Annotated in this window: 25 protein-coding genes; 15 read left to right on the top strand and 10 right to left on the bottom strand. The window is 49.2% G+C overall.

The genetic code is table 11. The features are described 5' to 3' along the window. Positions 1–127: 127 nt before the first annotated feature. The 7 genes from fimA to fimH all read left to right on the top strand — a co-directional run bounded on the left by fimA (position 128) and on the right by fimH (position 6,723). On the top strand, positions 128–676 hold the full coding sequence (fimA, locus tag AACU19_RS05150; RefSeq protein WP_105278764.1) for a type 1 fimbrial major subunit FimA: 549 nt from the start codon (positions 128–130) through the stop codon (positions 674–676). Positions 677–740: 64 nt separating this feature from the next. Beyond that, entirely contained in the window at positions 741–1,280 is a 540-nt protein-coding gene (locus tag AACU19_RS05145; protein WP_105278763.1) for a fimbrial protein, read from the top strand. A 36-nt stretch (positions 1,281–1,316) separates the two neighbouring features. Next, on the top strand, positions 1,317–2,042 hold the full coding sequence (gene fimC, locus AACU19_RS05140) for a type 1 fimbria chaperone FimC (protein WP_001403893.1): 726 nt from the start codon (positions 1,317–1,319) through the stop codon (positions 2,040–2,042). Positions 2,043–2,108: 66 nt separating this feature from the next. Then, positions 2,109–4,745 (top strand): fimbrial usher FimD, encoded by a 2,637-nt coding sequence (gene fimD, locus AACU19_RS05135; protein ID WP_105278762.1) that lies wholly within the window; start codon positions 2,109–2,111, stop codon positions 4,743–4,745. A 9-nt stretch (positions 4,746–4,754) separates the two neighbouring features. Next, positions 4,755–5,285, top strand: a complete 531-nt coding sequence (gene fimF / locus AACU19_RS05130; RefSeq protein WP_001355117.1) for a type 1 fimbria minor subunit FimF — start codon at positions 4,755–4,757, stop codon at positions 5,283–5,285. Positions 5,286–5,297: 12 nt separating this feature from the next. Then, positions 5,298–5,801, top strand: a complete 504-nt coding sequence (gene fimG / locus AACU19_RS05125) for a type 1 fimbria minor subunit FimG (RefSeq protein ID WP_000872000.1) — start codon at positions 5,298–5,300, stop codon at positions 5,799–5,801. A 19-nt stretch (positions 5,802–5,820) separates the two neighbouring features. Then, positions 5,821–6,723 (top strand): type 1 fimbria D-mannose specific adhesin FimH, encoded by a 903-nt coding sequence (gene fimH / locus AACU19_RS05120; protein WP_105278767.1) that lies wholly within the window; start codon positions 5,821–5,823, stop codon positions 6,721–6,723. Between the two features lie 5 nt (positions 6,724–6,728). Here the strand turns inward: fimH and AACU19_RS05115 are convergent, their stop codons facing one another. Next, positions 6,729–6,887, bottom strand: coding sequence for a hypothetical protein (locus tag AACU19_RS05115; RefSeq protein WP_001355118.1), 159 nt, complete (start codon positions 6,885–6,887; stop codon positions 6,729–6,731). A 20-nt stretch (positions 6,888–6,907) separates the two neighbouring features. Beyond that, positions 6,908–8,251 (bottom strand): gluconate permease GntP, encoded by a 1,344-nt coding sequence (gene gntP, locus AACU19_RS05110; RefSeq protein WP_103253453.1) that lies wholly within the window; start codon positions 8,249–8,251, stop codon positions 6,908–6,910. Positions 8,252–8,591: 340 nt separating this feature from the next. Here gntP and uxuA point away from each other — a divergent pair, with 340 nt between their 5' ends. The 3 genes from uxuA to uxuR all read left to right on the top strand — a co-directional run bounded on the left by uxuA (position 8,592) and on the right by uxuR (position 12,304). Then, entirely contained in the window at positions 8,592–9,776 is a 1,185-nt protein-coding gene (uxuA, locus tag AACU19_RS05105; RefSeq protein ID WP_000438605.1) for a mannonate dehydratase, read from the top strand. Positions 9,777–9,856: 80 nt separating this feature from the next. Then, positions 9,857–11,317, top strand: coding sequence for a fructuronate reductase (locus AACU19_RS05100; protein WP_105278761.1), 1,461 nt, complete (start codon positions 9,857–9,859; stop codon positions 11,315–11,317). Positions 11,318–11,530: 213 nt separating this feature from the next. After that, the gene (gene uxuR, locus AACU19_RS05095; protein ID WP_000833686.1) at positions 11,531–12,304 is read left to right on the top strand and encodes a Uxu operon transcriptional regulator; all 774 of its coding nucleotides are present in this window, start codon (positions 11,531–11,533) and stop codon (positions 12,302–12,304) included. 140 nt (positions 12,305–12,444) lie between these two features. On the opposite strand, the gene AACU19_RS05090 is transcribed toward uxuR, so the two are convergent. Further along, a complete protein-coding gene (locus AACU19_RS05090; protein WP_088144648.1) occupies positions 12,445–13,275 on the bottom strand; it encodes a DUF2686 family protein in 831 nt (276 codons plus the stop codon). Between the two features lie 239 nt (positions 13,276–13,514). Between AACU19_RS05090 and AACU19_RS23695 the strand changes: the two genes are divergently transcribed. The 4 genes from AACU19_RS23695 to iraD all read left to right on the top strand — a co-directional run bounded on the left by AACU19_RS23695 (position 13,515) and on the right by iraD (position 14,341). Further along, positions 13,515–13,631: a hypothetical protein gene (locus tag AACU19_RS23695; protein WP_445236465.1), complete on the top strand. Its 117-nt coding sequence runs from the start codon at positions 13,515–13,517 to the stop codon at positions 13,629–13,631. Next, complete coding sequence (locus tag AACU19_RS05085) at positions 13,610–13,753, top strand: hypothetical protein (protein WP_270615807.1); 144 nt, start codon at positions 13,610–13,612, stop codon at positions 13,751–13,753. Before AACU19_RS23695 ends, AACU19_RS05085 begins: the two co-directional genes overlap by 22 nt. 115 nt (positions 13,754–13,868) lie before the next feature. Then, complete coding sequence (gene idlP / locus AACU19_RS05080) at positions 13,869–13,952, top strand: iraD leader peptide IdlP (protein WP_123009414.1); 84 nt, start codon at positions 13,869–13,871, stop codon at positions 13,950–13,952. Continuing rightward, a complete protein-coding gene (iraD, locus tag AACU19_RS05075) occupies positions 13,949–14,341 on the top strand; it encodes an anti-adapter protein IraD (RefSeq protein WP_000986226.1) in 393 nt (130 codons plus the stop codon). Before idlP ends, iraD begins: the two co-directional genes overlap by 4 nt. On the opposite strand, the gene hypT is transcribed toward iraD, so the two are convergent. The 4 genes from hypT to AACU19_RS05055 all read right to left on the bottom strand — a co-directional run bounded on the left by hypT (position 14,334) and on the right by AACU19_RS05055 (position 17,636). Beyond that, the gene (gene hypT, locus AACU19_RS05070; protein ID WP_000340767.1) at positions 14,334–15,245 is read right to left on the bottom strand and encodes a hypochlorite stress DNA-binding transcriptional regulator HypT; all 912 of its coding nucleotides are present in this window, start codon (positions 15,243–15,245) and stop codon (positions 14,334–14,336) included. The two genes, iraD and hypT, sit on opposite strands and share 8 nt — an antisense overlap. Positions 15,246–15,309: 64 nt before the next feature. After that, positions 15,310–16,482 (bottom strand): beta-aspartyl-peptidase, encoded by a 1,173-nt coding sequence (iadA, locus tag AACU19_RS05065; RefSeq protein WP_105278760.1) that lies wholly within the window; start codon positions 16,480–16,482, stop codon positions 15,310–15,312. A 12-nt stretch (positions 16,483–16,494) separates the two neighbouring features. Beyond that, entirely contained in the window at positions 16,495–16,956 is a 462-nt protein-coding gene (locus tag AACU19_RS05060; protein ID WP_000211971.1) for a YjiG family protein, read from the bottom strand. Beyond that, a complete protein-coding gene (locus AACU19_RS05055) occupies positions 16,953–17,636 on the bottom strand; it encodes a nucleoside recognition domain-containing protein (protein ID WP_001295597.1) in 684 nt (227 codons plus the stop codon). Before AACU19_RS05055 ends, AACU19_RS05060 begins: the two co-directional genes overlap by 4 nt. Before the next feature lie 249 nt (positions 17,637–17,885). Here AACU19_RS05055 and kptA point away from each other — a divergent pair, with 249 nt between their 5' ends. Then, positions 17,886–18,458, top strand: a complete 573-nt coding sequence (gene kptA / locus AACU19_RS05050) for an RNA 2'-phosphotransferase (protein WP_039020416.1) — start codon at positions 17,886–17,888, stop codon at positions 18,456–18,458. Positions 18,459–18,638: 180 nt separating this feature from the next. Here kptA and iatD read toward each other — a convergent pair whose 3' ends face one another. The 3 genes from iatD to AACU19_RS05035 all read right to left on the bottom strand — a co-directional run bounded on the left by iatD (position 18,639) and on the right by AACU19_RS05035 (position 26,178). Further along, positions 18,639–23,879 (bottom strand): inverse autotransporter IatD, encoded by a 5,241-nt coding sequence (gene iatD, locus AACU19_RS05045; protein WP_105278759.1) that lies wholly within the window; start codon positions 23,877–23,879, stop codon positions 18,639–18,641. A 210-nt stretch (positions 23,880–24,089) separates the two neighbouring features. Then, entirely contained in the window at positions 24,090–25,268 is a 1,179-nt protein-coding gene (locus tag AACU19_RS05040) for an MFS transporter (protein ID WP_088144644.1), read from the bottom strand. Positions 25,269–25,335: 67 nt separating this feature from the next. Further along, positions 25,336–26,178, bottom strand: coding sequence for an SdiA-regulated domain-containing protein (locus AACU19_RS05035; RefSeq protein ID WP_123009415.1), 843 nt, complete (start codon positions 26,176–26,178; stop codon positions 25,336–25,338). Positions 26,179–26,222: the final 44 nt, after the last annotated feature.

Raw genomic sequence — 26,222 nt, 5'->3', positions numbered from 1 at the left:
TGGCCCCAAATGTTTCATCTTTTGGGGAAGAACTGTGCAGTGTTGGCAGTCCAATTCGTTTCAAAACAAAGTGTACAGAACGACTGCCCATGTCGATTTAGAAACAGTTTTTTTAAAGGAAAGCAGCATGAAAATTAAAACTCTGGCGATCGTTGTTCTGTCGGCTCTGTCCCTCAGTTCCGCAGCGGCTCTGGCCGATACTACGACGGTAAATGGTGGGACCGTTCACTTCAAAGGGGAAGTTGTTAACGCCGCTTGCGCAGTTGATGCAGGCTCTGTTGATCAAACCGTTCAGTTAGGACAGGTTCGTACCGCTAGCCTGAAGCAGACTGGAGCAACCAGCTCTGCCGTTGGTTTTAACATTCAGCTGAATGATTGCGATACCACTGTTGCTACAAAAGCCGCTGTTGCCTTCTTAGGTACGGCAATTGATGCTACGCATACTGATGTACTGGCTCTGCAGAGTTCTGCTGCAGGTAGCGCAACAAACGTTGGTGTGCAAATTCTGGACAGAACCGGTGCTGCGCTGGCGCTGGACGGTGCGACATTTAGTGCAGAAGCAACCCTGAATAACGGTACTAACACCATTCCGTTCCAGGCGCGTTACTTTGCAACCGGTGCCGCAACCCCAGGTGCTGCTAATGCGGATGCGACCTTCAAGGTTCAGTATCAATAACCTACCCAGGTTCAGGGACGTCATTACGGGCAGGGATGCCCACCCTTGTGCGATAAAAATAACGATGAAAAGGAAGAGATTATTTCTATTAGCGTCGTTGCTGCCAATGTTTGCTCTGGCCGGAAATAAATGGAACACCACGTTGCCCGGCGGAAATATGCAATTTCAGGGCGTCATTATTGCAGAAGCTTGCCGGATTGAAGCTGGTGATAAACAAATGACGGTCAATATGGGGCAAATCATCAGTAACCGGTTTCATGCGGTTGGGGAAGATAGCGCACCGGTGCCTTTTGTTATTCATTTACGGGAATGTAGCACGGTGGTGAGTGAACGTGTGGGTGTGGCGTTTCACGGTGTCGCGGATGGTAAAAATCCGGATGTGCTTTCCGTGGGAGAGGGGCCAGGGATTGCCACCAATATTGGCGTAGCGTTGTTTGATGATGAAGGAAACCTTGTACCGATTAATCGTCCTCCAGCAAACTGGAAACGACTTTACTCAGGCTCTACGTCGTTACATTTCATCGCCAAATATCGTGCTACCGGGCGTCGGGTTACTGGCGGCATCGCCAATGCTCAGGCCTGGTTCTCTTTAACCTATCAGTAATTGTTCAGCAGATAATGTGATAACAGGAACAGGACAGTGAGTAATAAAAACGTCAATGTAAGGAAATTGCAGGAAATAACATTCTGCTTGCTGGCAGGTATCCTGATGATCATGGCAATGATGGCTGCCGGACGCGCGGAAGCAGGAGTGGCCTTAGGTGCGACTCGCGTAATTTATCCGGCAGGGCAAAAACAAGTGCAACTTGCCGTGACAAATAATGATGAAAATAGCACCTATTTAATTCAATCATGGGTGGAAAATGCCGATGGTGTAAAGGATGGTCGTTTTATCGTGACGCCACCTCTGTTTGCGATGAAGGGAAAAAAAGAGAATACCTTACGTATTCTTGATGCCACAAATAACCAATTGCCACAGGATCGGGAAAGTTTATTCTGGATGAACGTTAAAGCGATTCCGTCAATGGATAAATCAAAATTGACTGAGAATACGCTACAGCTCGCAATTATCAGCCGCATTAAATTGTACTATCGCCCGGCTAAATTAGCGTTGCCACCCGATCAGGCCGCAGAAAAGTTAAGATTTCGTCGTAGCGCGAATTCTCTGACGCTGATTAACCCGACACCCTATTACCTGACGGTAACAGAGTTGAATGCCGGAACTCGGGTTCTTGAAAATGCATTGGTGCCTCCAATGGGCGAAAGCACAGTTAAATTACCTTCTGATGCAGGAAGCAACATTACTTACCGAACAATAAATGATTATGGCGCACTTACTCCAAAAATGACGGGCGTAATGGAATAACGCAGGGGGAATTTTTCACCTGAATAAAAAGAATTGACTGCCGGGTAATTTTAAACCGGAGGAATAATGTCATATCTGAATTTAAGACTTTACCAGCGAAACACACAATGCTTGCATATTCGTAAGCCTCGTCTGGCTGGTTTTTTTGTTCGGCTCTCTGTTGCCTGTGTTTTTGCCACACAGGCACCTTTGTCATCTGCCGAACTCTATTTTAACCCGCGTTTTTTAGCGGATGATCCCCAGGCTGTGGCTGATTTATCGCGTTTTGAGAATGGTCAAGAATTACCACCAGGGACGTATCGCGTCGATATCTATTTGAATAATGGTTATATGGCAACGCGTGATGTCACCTTTAATACGGGCGACAGTGAACAAGGGATTGTTCCCTGCCTGACGCGCGCTCAACTTACCAGTATGGGGCTGAATACGGCTTCTGTCTCCGGTATGAATTTGCTGGCGGATGATGCCTGCGTGCCATTAACCACAATGATCCATGACGCTACTGCGCATTTAGATGTTGGTCAGCAGCGACTCAACCTGACGATCCCTCAGGCATTTATGAGTAATCGCGCGCGTGGTTATATTCCTCCAGAGTTATGGGACCCCGGTATTAATGCCGGATTGCTCAATTATAATTTCAGCGGAAATAGTGTACAGAATCGGATTGGGGGTAACAGTCATTATGCATATTTAAACCTACAGAGTGGGTTAAATATTGGTGCGTGGCGTTTACGCGACAATACCACCTGGAGTTATAACAGTAGCGACAGTTCATCAGGTAGCAAAAATAAATGGCAACATATCAATACCTGGCTTGAGCGAGACATAATTCCGTTACGTTCCCGGCTGACGCTGGGTGATGGTTATACTCAGGGCGATATTTTCGATGGTATTAACTTTCGTGGCGCACAATTGGCCTCAGATGACAATATGTTACCCGATAGCCAAAGAGGATTTGCCCCGGTGATCCACGGTATTGCTCGTGGTACTGCACAGGTCACTATTAAACAAAATGGGTATGACATTTATAATAGTACGGTGCCACCGGGGCCTTTTACCATCAACGATATCTATGCCGCAGGTAATAGTGGTGACTTGCAGGTAACGATTAAAGAGGCTGACGGTAGCACGCAGATCTTTACCGTACCCTATTCGTCAGTCCCGCTTTTGCAACGTGAAGGGCATACTCGTTATTCCATTACGGCAGGAGAATACCGTAGTGGAAATGCGCAACAGGATAAACCCCGTTTTTTCCAGAGTACATTACTCCACGGCCTTCCGGCTGGCTGGACAATATATGGTGGAACGCAACTGGCGGATCGTTATCGCGCTTTTAATTTCGGTATCGGGAAAAACATGGGGGCACTGGGCGCTCTGTCCGTGGATATGACGCAGGCTAATTCCACACTTCCTGATGACAGTCAGCATGACGGGCAATCGGTGCGTTTTCTCTATAACAAATCGCTCAATGAGTCAGGTACGAATTTTCAGTTAGTGGGTTACCGTTACTCGACCAGCGGGTATTTTAATTTCGCTGATACAACATACAGCCGAATGAGTGGCTACAACATCGAAACACAGGATGGTGTTATTCAGGTTAAGCCGAAATTTACCGACTATTACAATCTCGCTTATAACAAACGCGGGAAATTACAGCTCACTGTTACTCAGCAACTCGGACGCACATCAACACTGTATTTGAGTGGTAGCCATCAAACTTATTGGGGAACGAGTAATGTCGATGAGCAATTCCAGGCTGGATTAAATACTGCTTTCGAAGATATCAACTGGACGCTCAGCTATAGCCTGACGAAAAACGCGTGGCAAAAAGGACGGGATCAGATGTTGGCTCTTAACATCAATATTCCTTTCAGCCACTGGCTGCGTTCTGACAGTAAATCTCAGTGGCGACATGCCAGTGCCAGCTACAGCATGTCACACGATCTCAACGGTCGGATGACCAATCTGGCCGGTGTATACGGTACGTTGCTGGAAGACAACAACCTCAGTTATAGCGTGCAAACCGGCTATGTCGGGGGAGGCGATGGAAATAGCGGAAGTACAGGCTACGCCGCGCTGAATTATCGCGGTGGCTACGGCAATGCCAACATTGGTTACAGCCATAGCGATGATATTAAGCAGCTCTATTACGGAATCAGCGGTGGGGTATTGGCTCATGCCAATGGCGTAACGCTGGGGCAGCCGTTAAACGATACGGTGGTGCTTGTTAAAGCACCCGGCGCAAAAGATGCAAAAGTTGAAAACCAGACGGGGGTGCGTACCGACTGGCGCGGCTATGCCGTGCTGCCTTATGCCACAGAATATCGGGAAAATAGAGTGGCGCTGGATACCAATACCCTGGCTGATAACGTCGATTTAGATAACGCGGTCGCTAACGTTGTTCCCACCCGTGGGGCAATTGTGCGAGCAGAGTTTAAAGCGCGTGTTGGGATAAAACTGCTCATGACGCTAACCCATAATAATAAGCCGCTGCCGTTTGGGGCGATGGTCACATCAGAGAGTAGCCAGAGTAGCGGCATTGTTGCGGATAATGGTCAGGTTTATCTCAGCGGGATGCCTTTAGCGGGAAAAGTTCAGGTGAAATGGGGAGAAGAGGAAAATGCTCACTGTGTCGCCAATTATCAACTGCCACCAGAGAGTCAGCAGCAGTTATTAACACAGCTATCAGCTGAATGTCGTTAAGGGGGCGTGATGAAAAGCAAACCTTTTTATCTTCTGTGCGCTTTTTTGTGGCTGGCGGTAAGTCACGCTTTGGCTGCGGATAGCACGATTACTATCCGCGGCTATGTCAGAGATAACGGCTGTAGTGTGGCCGCTGAATCAACCAATTTTACTGTTGATCTGATGGAAAACGCGGCGAAGCAATTTAACAACATTGGCGCGACGACTCCTGTCGTTCCATTTCGTATTTTGCTGTCACCCTGTGGTAATGCCGTTTCTGCCGTAAAGGTTGGGTTTACCGGCGTTGCAGATAGTCACAATGCCAATCTGCTTGCACTTGAAAATACGGTGTCAGCGGCTGCGGGGCTGGGAATACAGCTTCTGAATGAGCAACAAAATCAGATCCCCCTTAATGCGCCATCCTCCGCGATTTCGTGGACGACCCTGACGCCGGGTAAACCAAATACGCTGAATTTTTACGCCCGGCTAATGGCGACACAGGTGCCTGTCACTGCGGGGCATATCAATGCCACGGCTACCTTCACTCTTGAATATCAGTAACTGGAGATGCTCATGAAATGGCGCATACGTGGGTGTTTATTGGCGGCAATGTTGACGCTCGTAAGTGCGACGCTACAGGCCGCCGATGTCACGATCACCGTGAACGGTAAGGTCGTCGCCAAACCGTGCACGGTTTCCACCACTAATGCCACGGTTGATCTCGGCGATCTTTATTCTTTCAGTCTCGTGTCTGCCGGTGCGGCATCGGCCTGGCATGATGTTGCGCTTGAGTTGACTCATTGTCCGGTGGGAACATCGAGGGTCACCGCCAGCTTCAGCGGGGCAGCCGATAGTACGGGATATTATAAAAACCAGGGGACCGCGCAAAACATCCAGTTAGAGCTACAGGATGACAGTGGCAACACATTGAATACTGGCGCAACCAAAACAGTTCAGGTGGATGATTCCTCACAATCAGCGCACTTCCCGTTACAGGTCAGAGCATTGACGGTAAATGGCGGAGCCACTCAGGGAACCATTCAGGCAGTGATTAGCATCACCTATACCTACAGCTGAATCCGAAGAGATGATTGTAATGAAAAGAGTTATTACCCTGTTTGCTGTACTGTTGATGGGTTGGTCGGTAAATGCCTGGTCATTCGCCTGTAAAACCGCCAATGGCACCGTTATCCCTATTGGCGGTGGCAGCGCCAATGTTTATGTAAACCTTGCGCCCGCCGTGAATGTGGGGCAAAACCTGGTCGTAGATCTTTCGACGCAAATCTTTTGCCATAACGATTACCCGGAAACCATTACAGACTATGTCACACTGCAACGAGGTTCGGCTTATGGCGGCGTGTTATCTCATTTTTCCGGGACCGTAAAATATAGTGGCAGTAGCTATCCATTTCCTACCACCAGCGAAACGCCGCGCGTTGTTTATAATTCGAGAACGGATAAGCCGTGGCCGGTGGCGCTTTATTTGACGCCTGTGAGCAGTGCGGGCGGGGTGGCGATTAAAGCTGGCTCATTAATTGCCGTGCTTATTTTGCGACAGACCAACAACTATAACAGCGATGATTTCCAGTTTGTGTGGAATATTTACGCCAATAATGATGTGGTGGTGCCCACTGGCGGCTGTGATGTTTCTGCTCGTGATGTCACCGTGACTCTGCCGGACTATCCCGGTTCGGTACCTATTCCTCTTACCGTTTATTGTGCGAAAAGCCAAAACCTGGGGTATTACCTCTCCGGCACAACCGCAGATGCGGGCAACTCGATTTTCACCAATACCGCGTCGTTTTCACCAGCACAGGGCGTCGGCGTACAGTTAACGCGCAACGGTACGATTATTCCAGCGAATAACACGGTATCGTTAGGAGCAGTAGGGACTTCGGCGGTAAGTCTGGGATTAACGGCAAATTACGCACGTACCGGAGGGCAGGTGACTGCAGGGAATGTGCAATCGATTATTGGCGTGACTTTTGTTTATCAATAAAGAAATCACAGGACATTGCTAATGCTGGTACGCAATATTGCCTGATGCGCTACGCTACCTACAAACCCGCACGTTAGCCCTTTGTAGGCCAGATAAGACGCGCCAGCGTCGCATCTGGCATAAACAAAGCGCACTTTGCCGACAATCCGAACAGAGCCTGCCATTGGCAGGCTCTGGCGTTCTTTTACGCGACCATGCTGATAATCAACACAATAATCAGCCCAACCACGGAGTTGACCAGCTCCAGCAGACCCCATGTTTTCAACGTGTCTTTTACTGACAGGTCAAAGTAACCTTTGAACAGCCAGAATGAGGCATCATTAATGTGGGTGAGGGTGTTGGAACCTGCAGCTGTCGCCAGCACCAGCAGCGCCGGATTCACGCCAACCAGTTGACCGGTTGCTGGATCAAGGATTGCAGCACTGATAATCCCGGCGGCAGTCATCGCCGAAACCACACCTTGACCCGTCGCCAGACGAATTAGCACAGTGATCAGCCACGCCATGATGTAGGGCGAGATATTGCCGTGGGACATCAACATGCCGATGGTGTCACCAATGCCGGTGTCGATGATGGTCTGCTTCAGCACGCCGCCCGCACCAATGATCAGAATCACCATCGCAATGCTTTTTACCGCGCTTTCAAAGGCGTTCATCACCCACTGCATGTCATGACCACGCGCGGTGCCAAAGAGTACGAATGCAACCACCATCGCAATAAACATTGCAATCGGCGATGAACCTATAAAGTTAACGACTTCCCACGCAGGGGTGTCTTTGACCAGCCAGATATTGGCGATAGTGGTAGAGATCATAATGATCGCCGGGATCAGCGGTACCAGAATCGAAACGCCGAAAGAGGGGAGATTATTCATATCCAAAGGTTGATCCGCTTTGAGGAATGATGGCGTTGGGCGCTCAAGATTACCGAGGAACTTCGGCAGAATCAGGCCTGCGCAGATTACGCTTGGGATTGTCACCAGTACACCATAGATATAAACCATCCCCATATCTGCACCATAAGCATTCACCAGCGCCACCGGACCCGGCTGCGGAGGGAAAAGTGAATGTGCGGTGGTAGCAGCCGCTACTGCCGGAATAGCCAGTTTCAGGAACGGAATTTTAGCTTCGGCGGCAATGACGATAACCAGCGGCGCTAACATGATAAAGGCCACTTCATAGAACATCGCCAGACCAAAAATCAGGCCGATGATAATCACCGATATCTGGACATAGCGCAGGCCGAGACGCGCCAGCAGCGTATGCGCTATCTGATGAGCCGCGCCGGAGTCGACCATCAATTTACCAATGACCGCACCGAACACAACAATGATTGCCAGTTCCCCCAGCGTGTTGCCGAAGCCCGCTTTCATGGTGTGCAGCAGCGACATCAAATCCATGCCCGCCAACATCCCGACGGATAGCGCCGCCACTAGCAAAGCCACCATTGAATTGATTTTGAACTTCAAATTCAGTACCAGCATCAGACCGATACCGAATACTACCCAAAGAATGTTAAGCACATGCATAACGTTTTACCTTACCTGGTTGAACCGTTGTTATTTTGGGCGACATGTTATGTAAATTGGTCAACCATTGTTGCGATGAATGTCACACCCTCTGATTAATAACTATCAATTACCCGTTGCTGCAATTTGCAGCAACGAGCGTGCGCGTGAAAATCTTGTGATGTGGTTAACCAATTTTTGAATTCGGGTTGACATGTCTTACCAAAAGGTAGAACTTATACGCCATCTCATCCGATGCAATGCCACGGCTGCGGTCTGGTTGTTCATCCGGATACCTAAACAACTCCGGGATTCCACGCTTTTTTTGCTGTGGAACCCACTATGTGAAAGAGGAAAAATCATGGAACAGACCTGGCGCTGGTACGGCCCTAATGATCCGGTCACTTTAGCTGATGTACGTCAGGCGGGCGCGACTGGCGTGGTTACCGCTTTGCACCATATCCCGAACGGGGAAGTGTGGTCCGTAGAAGAGATCCTCAAACGCAAGGCGATCGTTGAAGACGCAGGCCTGGTGTGGTCTGTCGTAGAAAGCGTGCCAATTCACGAAGATATCAAAACTCATACTGGCAACTATGAGCAGTGGATCGCTAACTATCAGCAGACTCTGCGCAACCTGGCGCAGTGCGGCATTCGCACCGTGTGCTACAACTTCATGCCGGTACTCGACTGGACCCGTACTGACCTCGAATACGTGCTGCCAGACGGCTCCAAAGCTCTGCGCTTCGACCAGATCGAATTTGCTGCGTTTGAAATGCACATCCTCAAGCGTCCAGGCGCGGAAGCGGATTACACCGAAGAAGAAATTGCTCAGGCCGCTGAACGCTTCGCCACTATGAGCGACGAAGACAAAGCGCGTCTGACCCGTAACATCATTGCCGGTCTGCCGGGCGCGGAAGAAGGCTACACCCTTGACCAGTTCCGTAAGCACCTGGAGCTGTACAAAGATATCGACAAAGCCAAACTGCGCGAAAACTTTGCGGTCTTCCTGAAGGCGATCATTCCAGTTGCGGAAGAAGTTGGCGTGCGTATGGCTGTTCACCCGGACGATCCGCCGCGCCCAATCCTCGGCCTGCCGCGTATCGTTTCCACCATTGAAGATATGCAGTGGATGGTTGATACCGTAAACAGCATGGCGAACGGTTTCACCATGTGCACCGGTTCCTACGGCGTGCGTGCTGACAACGATCTGGTTGATATGATCAAGCAGTTCGGTCCGCGTATTTACTTTACCCATCTGCGTTCCACCATGCGTGAAGATAACCCGAAAACCTTCCACGAAGCGGCGCACCTGAACGGTGACGTTGATATGTACGAAGTGGTGAAAGCGATTGTTGAAGAAGAGCATCGTCGTAAAGCGGAAGGTAAAGAAGACCTGATCCCGATGCGTCCGGACCACGGTCACCAGATGCTGGACGACCTGAAGAAGAAAACCAACCCAGGTTACTCCGCGATTGGTCGTTTGAAAGGTCTGGCTGAAGTTCGCGGTGTCGAAATGGCGATCCAGCGCGCTTTCTTTAGCCGTTAATATCCACTGGCATGGCTGCGCGCCGTGCCGGTTCCTTCTTCCTTGCCGTCACTCTCTGAAGACGGATTCTGGAGTTTACGATGACTACTATTGTTGACAGCAATCTGCCGGTTGCCCGCCCGTCATGGGATCATTCTCGTCTGGAATCACGCATTGTGCATCTCGGTTGCGGGGCGTTTCACCGCGCGCACCAGGCGCTGTACACCCATCATCTGCTGGAAAGCACCGACAGCGACTGGGGTATCTGCGAAGTTAACCTGATGCCAGGCAACGACCGCGTGCTGATCGAAAACCTGAAAAAACAGCAACTGCTGTATACCGTGGCGGAAAAAGGCGCAGAAAGCACCGAGCTGAAAATTATTGGCTCGATGAAAGAAGCGCTGCACCCGGAAATCGACGGTTGTGAAGGTATTCTCAACGCGATGGCGCGTCCGCAGACGGCGATTGTCTCCCTGACGGTCACGGAAAAAGGTTACTGCGCCGATGCGGCGAGCGGTCAGCTGGATCTCAATAATCCGCTGATTAAGCACGATCTGGAAAACCCGACTGCGCCGAAGTCGGCGATTGGTTACATCGTCGAAGCCTTGCGCCTGCGTCGTGAGAAAGGGTTGAAAGCGTTTACGGTGATGTCCTGCGACAACGTGCGTGAAAACGGTCACGTGGCAAAAGTTGCCGTTCTTGGGCTGGCTCAGGCGCGTGATCCGCAACTGGCGGCATGGATTGAAGAGAACGTCACCTTCCCGTGCACCATGGTTGACCGCATCGTTCCGGCGGCGACGCCAGAAACCTTACAGGAAATTGCTGACCAGCTGGGTGTTTACGACCCATGCGCCATTGCCTGCGAACCGTTCCGTCAGTGGGTGATTGAAGATAACTTCGTTAATGGTCGCCCGGACTGGGATAAAGTGGGCGCACAGTTTGTTGCAGACGTTGTGCCGTTCGAAATGATGAAGCTGCGTATGCTGAACGGCAGCCACTCTTTCCTGGCGTACCTCGGTTACCTCGGCGGCTATGAAACTATTGCCGACACCATGACTAACCCGGATTATCGCAAAGCGGCCTTTGCCCTGATGATGCAGGAACAAGCGCCAACGCTGTCGATGCCGGAAGGTACGGACCTGAACGCCTATGCGACGCTGCTGATCGAGCGTTTCAGCAACCCGTCTCTGCGTCACCGTACCTGGCAGATTGCGATGGACGGCAGCCAGAAGTTACCGCAGCGCCTGTTGGACCCGGTGCGTCTGCACCTGCAAAACGGCGGTAGCTGGCGTCACCTGGCGCTCGGCGTGGCTGGCTGGATGCGTTACACCCAGGGGGTGGATGAGCAGGGGAATGCCATTGATGTGGTCGACCCGATGCTGGCGGAGTTCCAGAAGATCAATGCGCAGTATCAGGGCGCAGACCGCGTGAAAGCGCTGCTGGGCCTGAGCGGTATTTTTGCCGATGATCTGCCGCAGAATGCCGACTTTGTTGGCGCGGTGACGGCGGCATATCAGCATCTGTGTGAACGCGGTGCGCGCGAGTGTGTGGCTGCGCTGTAACTAACTGATTACCCTACAGACTTACTGGTCAATCAAACGCATATTTGGTTGACCAGTTTTCGTTTTTTGCCCACCTGTACGTGCCAACTTCCAGTGCTAATGGTATAGTTTGAGATTGACGGGTGCCGTAAAATCGCCCGTTGTAGGCCGGATAAGGCGTGCACGACGCATCCGGCAAAAATTTGATTAACTGCACCTAACGGACACAACACCATGAAATCTGCCACCTCTGCGCAAAGACCTTACCAGGAAGTCGGGGCGATGATCCGCGATCTGATCATAAAGACGCCGTACAATCCTGGCGAACGGCTGCCGCCGGAGCGTGAAATTGCAGAAATGCTTGATGTCACGCGGACGGTGGTACGTGAAGCGCTGATCATGCTGGAGATCAAAGGGCTGGTGGAAGTGCGCCGGGGTGCCGGTATTTATGTTCTTGATAGCTCAGGCAGCCACAACACAGACAGTCCGGATGCCAACGTTTGCAATGATGCGGGTCCTTTTGAGCTGTTACAGGCGCGTCAGTTACTGGAAAGTAACATCGCGGAATTTGCCGCCCTGCAGGCTACCCGCGAAGATATCGTCAAAATGCGTCAGGCATTGCAACTGGAAGAGCGTGAGCTGGCTTCCAGCGCACCGGGCAGCAGCGAAAGCGGTGACATGCAGTTCCATCTCGCCATTGCCGAAGCGACGCATAACAGCATGCTGGTGGAGCTATTCCGTCAGTCCTGGCAGTGGCGGGAAAACAATCCGATGTGGATCCAGTTGCACAGCCATCTGGATGACAGCCTGTATCGCAAAGAGTGGTTGGGCGATCACAAACAGATCCTCGCCGCGTTAATCAAAAAAGACGCCCGAGCGGCGAAGCTGGCAATGTGGCAGCATCTGGAAAACGTTAAACAACGTCTGCTGGAATTCTCGAACGTTGACGATATTTATTTTGACGGCTATCTGTTTGATTCATGGCCGCTGGATAAAGTCGACGCCTGACTTATTATGATAAGCGCAAGGGTAAACGTTCCTTGCGCTTTCTTAAATTAAGAAGTTGCAATGAGTATTACTTTGTAAATTGCAGGGTATTGTTTAACTATCTGTATAACCTGAATGTTAGTACTCATTCTTCCCAGTGGTTATTTACCAATATAATTCCATTCACCATTTTTTAATTCAAACAGTTCTGGAAGAGATGACGGTTGCAGAGTCATGCGTTTGAGTGGCTCATCTTCATCACCGGGGATAACTTTATATCCCATTTTTGCATGGATCTCCGCGGTACCTGGATAAGCTTCTATACCAATTATTGGGTCATTTCCCATTCCAATATTAGCATTAAGTAATGCGGCAAGGGCGAATCCGGAAGAATTTGCTACCCCTGTTACCGTCATTATCTGATCAATATAGATATCAATCCTTGGCTGCTCATTGGTCCATCTTTTTGCCTGAGAAGCTGGAAGGGTTGAAATATATCCTATCGTGGTTCCAGCATAACCTGGAACATTGCAACCAGGGCCTAATGTTATTTCATGAACTGTATATTCCTCAACAGGATCGAAAGGGCTCTTCATAAATAAATTTAGTTGTAATCCTTCCGCTAACTCTGTGGCAGCATGCGCCTTTTTACATATACCACCATATATTTCGTCTAAAGCTGAGGTGATTTTCAAGTTTCGATAGAGCATACGTCCTGTTGTTGTAATACCATTGAATTCCCTGCATGTTTCTGTCACATAATGAAATGGCCAGGACTCTTTGCTAATATTAAGTTTTCTAATTTCGACAACGCTTTTTCCATCGTAATTATGGTTATTGCCACGAGCAAGAGGCAGAAGATAGATATTTTCCGTATCCATGCGTGCATATTCATATTCACGTGTTAACTTATTGTCGACTTTTGGATGATGAAGGAAGTGATTATTTGTATAGATTTGGTTATTAGCGGTATTGCTTATTGGCATAGACATAATAGTTACCTTTTATGAGTATTTCACTGATGTTTTAGAAAAATAGATAAATTTTTCTGTAGTAAAAAGAGAAGTAAACAAATGACATGCATGTTTCTGTTGTAGTGATATCAACTCTACACGGTCATATTAAAGGGTGGGAAACACTCTAAAGTATCAAAAAACGCTCATTTAAAATTATTTGCATGCAATTTAAAAGCATATCTTATTACTAATTGGAATTTGATGTTGTTATATTGATGTCTATATTAATAATGCCTGTGAATGGTGTTTTTGATGTATTTGATATGTTATCAGTTTATATTATTTACAAACTAATTGTTTCAAATAATGCATGGCTGATTATGCGGAAATAAATAATCTCCCACCGAAATTAAGTAGCGGCGGTGACAAGTATTTTCATCTACGTAACTATTCGGAATATTCAGAATATACTAGCGGTTTTTTTTTGAGTTTGATGATTTTTATCAAATCATGACTTTTTTCCTGAAAAGTCAGTAGATATTCATAGGCAAGTAAGGTTTTATACTTTGCTGACAGGATTCAGGCCTGTCTCAGACTGACATGGATGTAATGAACAAAAGGGAATGGCTATGGAAAATGAGCATCAATACAGTGGTGCCCGGTATTCAGGGCAAGCCACATATGTTGCTAAACGTCAGGAGTGCGCAAAATGATGCGCCAATCACTTCAGGCTGTTTCACCTGAAATTTCAGGCAATAAAACGTTATCACTGCGTAAATCGGTATGCAGCGATCTCCTCACTCTTTTTAATTCTCCTCATTCGGCATTACCTTCATTACTTGTTTCAGGTATGCCTGAGTGGCAAGTGCATAACCAGAGCGACAAACATCTCCAGAGCTGGTATTGCCGTCAACTACGTTCTGCACTGTTATTTCATGAGCCTCGGATTGCGGCGTTGCAGGTCAATTTGAAAGAAGCGTACAGCCACACGCTGGCGATCAGCCTTGAGATAATGCTGCACCACGACGATGAACCGCTAACGTATGATCTGGTCTGGGATAGTGGCGGTTGGTGTAGTGCGACGCTGGAGAATGTCAGCTAAGCACAATCTCCAGCTCGCGCAGTTCGCGCCAGAAGCGTTCGGCCACGGGATTCATACGGGTATTCATCCGGTATGCATAGGCCTGAATCGGGATCACCAGTTCGTCCCGATTCAGAACGATAAGCTTCCCGCTGCGAATTTCTTGTTGGATGGCGTACTCCGGCAGCCAGGCAATCCCACAGCCGTCGAGGGCAACCTGCTTTAAAAGCTCGCTCATCGACGAGACAAAAAAGGTGCTGAAACTTAACTCACTGTGGCGCGTCAGGGTACGGTTAATCAATCGCCCCATGTAGGAGTTACGGCTGTAATTCAGTAACGGAAAGTGTGGCTGTGCGAGGTTAAAAAGCGCTTCTCCGTGTTCGTCACTGGCGCAGACGGGGAACAATTGAGATTCAAATAAGCGAATGTGGTCAAACGGTGCTTCCAGCAAATCTTCGTCATGAAAGGAAAAAATACAGTCGCTTTGCCCTTCACGCAGTTTATCGACCGCTTCATCAACATCAATGGCTTCAATCGCCCAGGTAAAGAGCGGCGGCATCTGGCTGATAATGGACGGTAAAAGACCGAGAGAAAGAGAGTGTGCAGCGGCTACCTTGATTTTACGTTGCGCGTAATCGCTGCCGCCACGCAGTTCTGCAAGGTTGCTCTCTAACTGTTGCAGCAGATGGCGGATCTGCGAATGGAAGATTTTCCCTTGTTCCGAGAGTTGCAGAGGTGTCACCTGGCGGTTAAACAATTCAACGCCAATTGCCTGTTCCAGCGCGCGGATGCGACGGCTGAATGCGGGTTGTGAGACGTTGCGACTGACTGCCGCCTGGGAAAAGTTGCGGCATTTTTCCAGGGTCAGAAAATCATAAAGCCATTTTGTTTCAATATTATGCAAAACTGCACCACAGTCATCCATTACGTTTTACTCTGTCAGCCGCCCTTGCGGGCATTCTACGTCCATTCGGGCGGCTGACAACCGTTTATGCCGTTTCAAACGTTCCTTTCACGCAGGCTTTGCCGTCTTTAACCATCAGTTTGCCGCGGGCGTATACCTGTTCAATGCGCAGTTCTGGCGTCATGACCAGCAAATCTGCGTCATTGCCTGGCAAAATTTCGCCTTTCCCGGTCAGGTTAAGGAAATCGGCCACGCTACTGGTGAGTGGGCGTAGAGCATCGCTGATGCTGAAATCGTAGTCTTTGACCAGCATCTGTACGGTTTCCAGCAACGTTTCAAATCCCGCAACGCCGATATGGGTTAAATTCCCTTCGTCGTCGAAGAACGGCTGACTACCGTTACCATCGGAGCTGAGGGTGACGCGTGTCAACGGAATACCGGCCTGAACGGCGCGGGCAATACCTTCGGCAGGGGCGACCGGTTCATCGATGCTGCTGGTGATGTCGATGGTACCGCCTTTGCGCGCAAACTCCAGCGCCTGCTCAAACAACGGTACGTTGCGGTTAACGTGGGTCGGCAGCAACTTATTGATGGGAACATCGCAGTTTTCCAGCAGGTCATAGATAGGCTGCAATGTCTTTTTGCTGTCGCCCATGTGGAACACAGTGACGCCAGGCTTACCGCCGAGCAAACCGCCAACGCGGGATTCCGCCGCCATATTGGCCAGGTGATAAACGTCCGGTGCGGCAGAGCGGTGATCAGAGATAGCGCATTTCACGCCAATCACGCGATCGATAATTGCCACGTCTTTTTCCACGGAACCTGTAATGGTGCGGGAAGGTACATGATAAGCGCCGGTCAGCATCCAGGCGCTGATGCCTTCCTCATTGAGCGCACGGGTCTTGGCGAGCAGGGATTCCGGGTGGCGAGAGACAGAGTCGGTGCCCAGCAGTCCAACCACTGACGTGACGCCCGCTTCAGTCAGACGACTTAACGCCACTTCCGGCGTACGCGTAGTGGGGCCAGCTTCTCCGCCACCGCCAATCAAATGGACGTGTTGATCAATAAAACCTGGGCAGAGGATCTGCCCGCGGAGATCGACGACCATGCAGTCAGGTACGATGTCAGAAGGGATATTGCTGGCAACGGCGATAATTTTGCCGTTAGCGACGAGGACATCGCAAATTCCCCGATCTTCCGGCGCATACAAATGCGCTCCCTGCAGCAGGGTAAAACCGGCTGCGGAATAATCAATCATGATAACTCCTTTTTAAACAATAAGCTGCATAACCCAGATCGACAGCAATGCGTTAATGACGCAGACCGTAATGATGTGCGGGTAATATTTGGCATTCACTTCGGCTGTCCCCAGGCAGCGACCGACATTTTGCACCGGGTTGCCCATTAAATACATTGCAGGCAGTAAAACAGTGACATCGTGGCCGGTTAATGCGCCGGCGGTTGCCAGACTGGCGGCAACACCGACTGCGCCGCCCATACTCATTAATGCGGCTAAAAGGACGGTTGCCGCTTCACCTGGCAATCCCCACAGCGCCATTACGGGTTCACAGATATGCCCCACCCAGTCGAGCAGGCCAGTAATTTTCAGTGCCTGAATGATGACAAATGCCATCACCACGTTGGGCAGCAGGTTGGTGGTGGCGATAGTAAAGCCACGGCGCGCGCCATCAATAAACATATCCATGACGTTTTTGCGGACCTGAGTTGTCATGCTTGCGCTCCTTGCGTTGGGTTGCGACGTTCTTCAAAGTTAAGCCAGACGCGCAAAATATTGGCACCGACAAATTTAAATACCAGGATGACGGCTAAAGGTACGATTACGGACGTCCCCAGAAAGGCAAACACCGCGACGCCGGAAGAGAAGTAGTTGGTGATGATGGCGCTACCGCTGGTTTGATATGCGGCGAAAATCACTTTATCGCGTTCGGTAATTTCACCTTCCTGCGCCAGCTCTTTGGTCATACCGGCGGCGGCATCAGTGTTTTGCAAGTTAGCGATCAGCGCCAGCGAGCAGATTCCTGGAATGCCCAACAATGGTTTTAGCACAGGTGTCATTAACTGCTGCGCGGCGCGTAATCCACCAAGACCATCGGTAATTGAAATAATCCCCAGAGAGAGAATGACTGACGGTGCCAGCTCCAGCGCAAAGAGAAAGCCATCTTTAGCCCCCGCGCCACCCGCTCCGCGAAATGAGGTGGTGGCTCCGTTCGCACCAGGCAGTTGCCCAAACGATCCGTTCAGAACGGAAAAATCAAAAACGCGCCACCAACTGTCTGTCCCGGAAAAAACACCGGAAAAAAAGATTATGGTGAGAAAAAAAGCCAGATACCCTTTAATGCCCACTTTTTCTGTCGCCAGCTCCCCGGCTACAGCATCCCCTTGTTGTGTCATAACAATCCCCATTGTTTTTTTGTGTTTGTGTGTTGCTTGAGCCAGGAAAATTCCTGGAGCTGAAAAACCTTATCAGCCATGTGGGTATGGGGAAAATGCAAGTATGTTTCTGGCTATGCGTTTTTTGCATAGCGGAAAAATTACGCTGTTTGAACAATATGCTGCGAAGGATTTCGTTGCAGAAAATTCATAAATCCAGTGACAATGACGTGAGTAAATAAAAACGGAAAATCCAGGGACGAAAATGCGATGGCAAAGTACAACGAAAAAGAGCTGGCGGATACGAGCAAGTTTTTAAGTTTTGTTCTCCGGCATAAACCGGAGGCGATTGGTATCGTACTTGACCGTGAAGGATGGGCGGATATTGATAAGCTCATACTTTGTGCACAAAAAGCAGGTAAGCGGTTAACCCGTGCATTACTGGATACCGTTGTCGCCACCAGCGATAAAAAGCGTTTTAGTTATTCCAGTGATAGTAGGTGCATTCGCGCGGTTCAGGGGCATTCGACTTCGCAGGTCGCCATTGCCTTTGCCGAAAAAACACCGCCACAATTTCTCTACCACGGTACAGCAAGCCGCTTTCTTGACGAGATAAAAAAACAAGGGCTGATTCCAGGAGAGCGTCATTACGTGCATCTCTCTGCTGATAAAGCAACGGCACGCAAAGTGGGAGCAAGACACGGATCGCCGGTTATTTTAACCGTCAAAGCACAGGAAATGGCGAAACGAGGCATCCCTTTCTGGCAAGCGGAAAACGGGGTCTGGCTGACATCAACGGTTGCTGTTGAGTTTCTTGAGTGCCCGAAGAAAAGAGCTGATTAATGTTTGCTCGTGCCAGATGCGGCATAAACGCCTTGCGCTCCCTGCAAAAGCATAAAAATTCAATATATTAGAGAGATAGTGTAAGCCTGATAAGCGTAGCGCATCAGGCAATTTGGCTTTTGTCATGAGTCTGAAAGGATACCCTCGCAAAAGGGTATCCTTTAATAACTACTTCAGAAATTAAAGTGATTTACGGCAGGCAGTTAGTTGAGCGCTGGAATCTGCGTCGCTTCCAATCCTGCCCGTCAGCATCTGCACATAGACGTGTCTATTGTAATCATCCTGTTGATTGGTCCAGTAAGCACCCGCGGTAAATTGCGAATCACTGGAAAACTCCCCAACGTTCCCCCACTCACCATATAGCGATCCCAACGTGCGTTTGTTTTCGCCAGACGTTAAATGTGCGACGCCAGGAAGATTATATCCATCACTTTTCGCGTTGCAGAACGCATTGGCAGTTAGCCAGATATTGGTTTGATTCCCATGATTCACCCACCAGCCTTTCAGCTTAATTAATGTCTGGTAGGTTGTACCTCCTTGTCTGGGAACAGCGCTTATTACGACTGAAGTTTGGTCGCCGGTATTTGTGAAAGAAACTTTACCTGAAGCATCGACAGACACCCAACTCTGTGAACTTGTGAACATATAATCACTAACGGTTTTACCCGCTTCAAAGTTGTCATCATTAAGTGTGTAGTACGCCCCTATAAAACCTTCACTGGGGAATGTAGCCGTTGTGAAGGTATGGTTGTTGACTGTTACATGACCGTGCATGTCTTTTATTGAGCGGACAAGATCCAGTGATATGCTTAAGTTTGCTTGATGAACACCGTTCAGCATAGGAATGAGAGTCGCTCTGCCCTCTACGCCGCCAGTGACAGTGACGGTGTACTCGCCATAATTTCTTTGGCTGTAATCAATATTGCTCAACTTCAGGAGGTTCACGTAGGCACCTGACTGGACAAATTCCAGATGATCAGACGTCACTATCGGGTTACCGTACTTGTCTTGCAATATTAACGTAAGTGTCGCGCTCTCCTGGAAGTCAGCCATAAAAGAGCTAACGCTAGATTTCAATGTTGATTTACTTTCATCTGCTGTACCAGGAATCAATGTAATGGCTGCGGATTTGTGGACTGTGCCAGGGACCTGAACATTGACAATTAGAGCTTCTGCCAATGTACCTGTTATTGTCGCCGTGACTTGCCCGGACTGATCGGTACGCGTAGTTGGATTATTAATCACCGGGCTGCCTTTGGTGTCTAAGCTGTAACTAACGTCGACACCTTCAACCGGGAATCCATAATCATCTTCTACTCGTGAAGTGATGGTGCTGCTATCAACCCCGTCGGCGATTATGGTGTCAGGAGAAGCCACGACACTCACAACATGTGCCGTTGTAGCATCAGCCTTAACCGCAACCGTCACCTGGCTCTGAACGGGAACGTCTTTGCCCATTGTGGCCGTAACGGTATATACATTGACTTTGTCACTGGTCAGCGTCACTTTGGCCTGACCTGACTGATCAGTCAGGATTTCCCCTGTATTGCTTAGCGTTGCACCATCAGGTGTTACGCTAAAGGTGATAATTTGCCCCGGCATCAATTCACCCTGAATATTTCTTGCCGTTGCGGTCAGTGTAATACCTTCACTGTTATGGACCGTGGTTTCTGGCTTCGATGATGTTAACTCGAGTTTGCCCTTTGCCACACTCACGTCAACTTTACGACTACTGTTATTGTCCAGCGTTGCTGTCACCTGATAGACCCCAGGCTGGGTGCTGATAAGGTTAACGTACGCATAGCCGTTATTATCGGTGTAAGCCGTATCGTCTATCGTAATGTTAGCTGTTGGCAGCGCACTTAATCTGACGCGTTGACCGGCTATGACGTTATTAAACGCATCCTGTACGTGTATACGTAGCGTGATGTTTTCGCCAACCATTATCGTTTTTTCGGCTCCGGTTATACTTATTATCTTCGCCGAACTTTCATCCGGGAGCACTGATAAACTAAACGTTTTATTATCGGATGATTGCGCTTTCCGGCTCACCACGACGTTATGTTGTCCGGCAATATTGCTGGTCATTATTACCGTCGCTTGACCCTGCGTATTGGTGGTGACTTCTGTTCCGCTTAGTGTGACATCGTTACTCTGGAAAGTGACCTGTTGGTCTTTAAGCGGATTTTGGTAAGCGTCCAGGATCGTTGCTGTCAGGGTACTCCCCGTACTGTTGCCAGCAACTATGGTATTTAATGAGGCAGTCAGCGGCTGGAGCTGCGCGCTGCTTGTATCCCCAATAAAATAGACTAGCTGATTAGCACTGGTATTATTTCTGCTCAGCGTTGCCGTCACTGTAAACTCACCCGCCTTTGTGCCTCGCAATGTGACCACGGCATTGCCGTTTGAATCGGTGCGAGCGGTGTCACTACTTAGCGTGAAGTTTCCTGTCATAGATGCTGGCAAGGTAAATTTCACATCCTCATCCGGTAGTGAGTGTCCATACACATCTTTCACACTGGCAGTCAGGGTAACGGTATCTGTATTGTTAGCAATCGTACTGCCCGATCCGGCATTCAAAATAATTACCGATTGTTCCCTGTTTGGGACCACGGTAACCGTAACCGACTGGTGAATATTTTTATCCGCCTCAAGCGAGGCATCGACGGTATAGTTACCTGCTTTTGAACTGGTCAGGTGCACCCGCGCAATCCCGGACTGGTCAGTTGTGGCGGTCGTGTTGTCCAGTTGCGAGTCAGTTGGTGCCACAAAATTCACTTTCATATCTTTTAACGGGTTGTTATGAAAGTCTGTGACGGTGGCGGTCAGGGTACTACCCTGGCTATTACCAGCACTAATGGTATCTGGCGCGGCAACCAGTTGTTTGAGTTTTGGCGTATTCGAATCGCTAACAAATTTCGCAGTTACCCGTTGAGTAGAACCATTTGGCAGCGTAGCGCTAATCGTATTTTCTTCCGCAACCTGACTTATCATGTTGATTGTGGCAACACCATGTGCATCAGTATTTTGCTGCGTCGGTTCTACAAATTCCGCGCTTCCTTTCTCATTCTTAAAGGTGACCTGATGATTTCTCAGGGGATTATCACTCTCATCAGTAACGTTAATAGTGATGGTATTAAACGTCTTTTTATCGGCGTAAACGTCATTATTCGTTGCGGATAATGTGGCGACGTGAGCCTTATTCTGGTTTGCTTCGATATTATAAATATGCGATTGCAGAGGAGTATTCCAGTTGTGAAGGCTAAGTTGTGCCCTCAGGGCTGCTCCTTGCTTATGGGCCGGATAATTCGCTGCATAAACGCCCGGATGCTCTTCGTGCCAGACAACCGTGGCGCCTGGTTTGCTGTTCTCGACAGTGACGGCTTTTACCAACGCGTCTTCTTGATATTCAACCGGTTTATTGTTGTCGTCTTTCAGTTCTACCCTGACTTTGATGTCGTCTCCGGCATAATACAATATGTTATCTATGGATATTGAAGAATGGTCGCGGGATGAGACAACAGGGACGATATTAACGACGATGGATTCTTTTACCGCACTCTCACCGTTAAGTTGCGGTGTCAGTGTTACTGAACCTGAAGTCGTTCCTGCAGTCAGCATCTGTGTGTAGCTACCATCCCCGTTATCTGTCCAGTCAGACAGAGTGATATCCTGAACACCTTCACTGCGGGTTTGCAGTGCCAGCCCCGGAACCGGGGTACCGTCGGAATCGTGCGCAGTCACAGTCAATGTGGTAGTCGATTTTTTATCTGCTGCCAGGGTTAGCGGATTAACGGATAACAGAGAATCTTTCTGGCTTAATGCCGGAGCCTGGATGACGATCATGCTTTGCTCACGATGTGACAGATTACCTTTTACATCCTCAGCGGTAACGTCTATCGGCCACGTATTATCGGTTTCCGGGGTGTTAGTGAAGCGGTAACCAGGCAGCGTGACTGTGATATCTTTTCCGGAAGTGCTGACTTTTCCTCCAGCAGATTCCAGCGCAGCAGCGTCGATTTTATAGCCTTTCAGGGCATATTTGGTCTGTAACGAGGAAACCAGCGATTTTATTTCTCCCGATTTCCCTTTCACTGGGTCCAGCAGACTCAGGCGGATAAGCTCTTTCTTGCGGTATTCCAGAACGATGTTGTTGTTGCGATCAATCAGGTCATAACGACTACCGGCCAGACTGCGCCGTCCGGCCACTTCGTCCGGGTTAAGCTGTTTCTGCATTGAGCTGCTGGGTTGCCAGGTCAGATCAACGGCAAAACGTGTGTCATTTTCACCTTGCTTCCCCTGACGTTGTTCCGCACTGAGAGTCAGAAGCGGGAAGGGGGTATAGTTGAGGCCCGCGGTAATAGCATGGGGATTACTTTGACGATCATTCTTGTCAAACAGCGCCACTTCATCACCATAGTATTGTTCATAGACTAGTTTTCCACCCAGTTGTGGCCAGGCTGGTAACCAGCCTTCCGCGCGTAAATCCCAGCCGTTGGCCGGGCGGGCTTCGTAGTCATTATCCAATTCTGGTGCGCTACGCCAGCCGGTCAGGCCGATATAAGCATTGCTGCTCAACTTCAGATAGTCACGCCAGTATTCTGCGCCAAGTCCCGCGCGGGAGTGATAGCGGCTCAGGTCGTGATCAAAAAACAGGTTGATGCCTGACATCCAACTGGGGGTGAAGTAACGCCAGCCTAAACCGGTGTTGATCTGGGTGCGATCATCCGTTCGGTGAAGAGTATGCTGGCTGAAGAGCAGATAATCGGGTGTGTCATACCATGGATGCAGGAAGTCGAATTCCGAATTTTTCAGGCTAAAATCTTCATCCACGCCCAGAGAGATTTTCGCGGTGCCAAAGTTATTTAACCAATCAGTCATCGTGCCAGAGGCTTCTGAAGACGCCCAACCACGCGCCATGCTGCTCGCCTGCTCACTATTCATATCTTGTGAAAGCAGAGTGCCAACTCGCTGTGAAGTGCTGGCTATTTGATTCTCCAGAGTGTTTTCGGCATTCGCCGGTGATACGGCATTTTGTAGCTCATGACTTCTCTGCGAGGTTGTTGCCGGAACATCCAGTTCTTCACCCTGACGCACGTTATCAAAGCCGCGGGCAAAAGTACGAAACTGATTAAGACGACGAAGCTCTTCCAGTGAAATACCAAACCGGTCAGCAACACTTTGCGCTGATTCCAGCGCGCCAAGCGTGTAAGGTACGGTTTTATTTTCTGTAAGAGGGGGAGGAGATGAAACTGTCATCTGGGGTTTAGCGTGTACCACATTTTGTGCCGTCACCATGACGGGGAAAAAAATTTGTGTGAATAAACAAACTCCGGCGGCCAGGCGGCGTATTTTGTCACCCAGACCGCATAAAGAGTTTTGATCATTATTTTTTATTTGCTGCGCATTTGTCGAAGCCATAGTGACCTTCCGTGAAAAAACAGAATTAAACGTGTTTTTTCTAGCACGGAGGTATAAAACGATCCTGACTATAATATGACCAGAAATAATGAATTAGCCGTAAATTTGCTAAACCATGAATAATAGTGGCGGTGGCTGAGCACCTCCAAAGAACAAGGGTGTTTTAGTTATTTTACGTGCTGTACTGAAAAGTTAAATTCATTAAATCAACTAAGAGTAATTCGTATGTATTTTGAATATTTGCATCCCGCAGATTAACGCTGCGATAAATAGCGCAGCTGCGCCGCAGAGCGTGGCACTAGCGAGCGCCGACGTTCCGTTGCCGAGCATGCTGGTCAGCACCGGGCCAAGAATTTGCCCGATACCATAAATAAGTGTCACAAAGCCCAAAAGATTAAGATTTCCCGGCACGCTAAGCTGGCGGGCGATGGTCATCACCAACGAGGTAGTACCCATAAAGGTGCCGCCAAAACCAATACTGCTGATGATGAGTAATAAAGGAGAGCTACTGGCGAGGGTTAACAGTACGCAGACAGCCTGCACCAGCAAATTCGCGGTCAGGCAAGGTAATGCTCCCCACCGTTTGGCTGCCCATAGCCAGCCAAAGCAACCTGGGACAATCGACAAGCCAACCAGTGTCCAGAGGTGAGCCGTCAGCACAGGCTGGCCCGCGTCTTTCGCCATGAGCGGCAGGTACGTGGCGACGATGATATAACCAAAACCCGCCAGACCATACAGAATCGCCAGTAACCACCAGCTCATGGGTTGTCGGGCAATTTTTGCCAATGGTGCTGGTGCGATAATATGTTTCTTCGACGGAATGAGCAGCGCCAGAACAAGCAATATTATGGCAGAAAGTGCCCCGGCACCTTGCCACAACGTTTGTGAAGAGAGGGCAAAATGCAGGCCTGCCAGCACATATTCATTGCCCAGAGCGATGCCGACGCCAACGCCAGAAAATAGCGCCGCAAGAACAAAGGGATGGCGGGTGTGTTGCATGATAAGCGTCGAGCCGAAAATCAACATCCCGGCGCTGGCGACCCCTGCCAGAAAGCGAATGATGAAAACCAGAAGAAACGGCGGCAACCACGCCATCGCGAGGATTAATAATCCGGTTGCGAGGGCCGAAGTTAACAGGAATGGGCGCAGGCGTGAGGGCAAATGAAACGCGCCGAATGAAAACAGCAGGCTCCCCGCCAGATACCCGGCATAGTTACCACTGGCGATCCATGAGAGTTCGCTAAAGGAAAACTCGCCTTCCGCCAGCATGACTGGCAGCATCGGCGTATAGAGAAAGCGGCCTAAACCCATACCTAGGGTCAGAACCAGCATCCCGAATAACGCGGTGCTGAAAGAAAAACGTTCTACGGGATGCGATGTCGAATTCATGTTCTTCCTTGTTTGTATTATTTTGAGTTAACAAGTTAATAACAAAAAAGGAGAACCTGCCAGACTGTTATCGTGATTTTGTCGACGTAAAGCGATAAAAAAGATTGGGTTCGCCAACGATATAGATGTTGCCACTGGCATCCATCGCTATCCCTTCCGCCTGCTTGATGTTATGTGAAAGGCCATACCTGCCTTTGGTTAACGACATTTCGCCGATAACGTCACCTGTCACGGTCACTTCCTGCAGGGCGCGTGACTCATGTGACAACACCAGTAGCGTATTTTTCTGTGGGTTAAATTCCGCACCAGAAACATCATCCAAAGTAAACTGACGCTGCAACGCTTTATCTTTGCTGATATGCAACTCATCGCTACGCAATAGCCCGGTAACTTTGTAGACCTCTATCGGATTTTTCTCTTTAAAAAACCAGAAGGTATGGTCCTGAGAGGAATAAGCCAGCCCTTCAAAGCCACAGTTGGTTGGCGTTTCCTGCAATGGGATTTTAATTTTTTTGAGGATGCTCACTTCCGAATCAGCGTTAAGTGAAATCACATAAATGGCATAATCACGTTCATCACTGATGACAAATTTATTATCACCAATGTATTCAATCGTCTCGAGATCCTTAACGAAATCGAGCGGAATGGTGCGGATCAGATCGCCCTCGGTCGTCATTTCAACGATGGTTGCAGGTTTGTTGATAGTGCTAAACAAGGTATTGCTCTGCGCAGACCAGGTCAGTGAGGAGATATTTTTAGTTACTCCTGTAATCTCTTTACCATCGATAGTGGCCTGATAATTCTGAAACCCTGCGACATGCTGGCTTTTACGGACGCAGGATTGCACAAAAAACAGGCTTGCCGCCACGATGGCGCAAAGAAAAACGATAAAGGTGATGCGCTTTTTCAACTTGTTGCTCCTTATTATTGCTTTTTTCTCGTCAAATTCAGTGC

The sequence above is a fragment of the Escherichia sp. MOD1-EC4550 genome (assembly GCF_963876935.1).
In the GTDB taxonomy this organism is placed as follows: domain Bacteria; phylum Pseudomonadota; class Gammaproteobacteria; order Enterobacterales; family Enterobacteriaceae; genus Escherichia; species Escherichia coli_F.
This window is presented reverse-complemented; position numbering and strand designations above follow the sequence as displayed.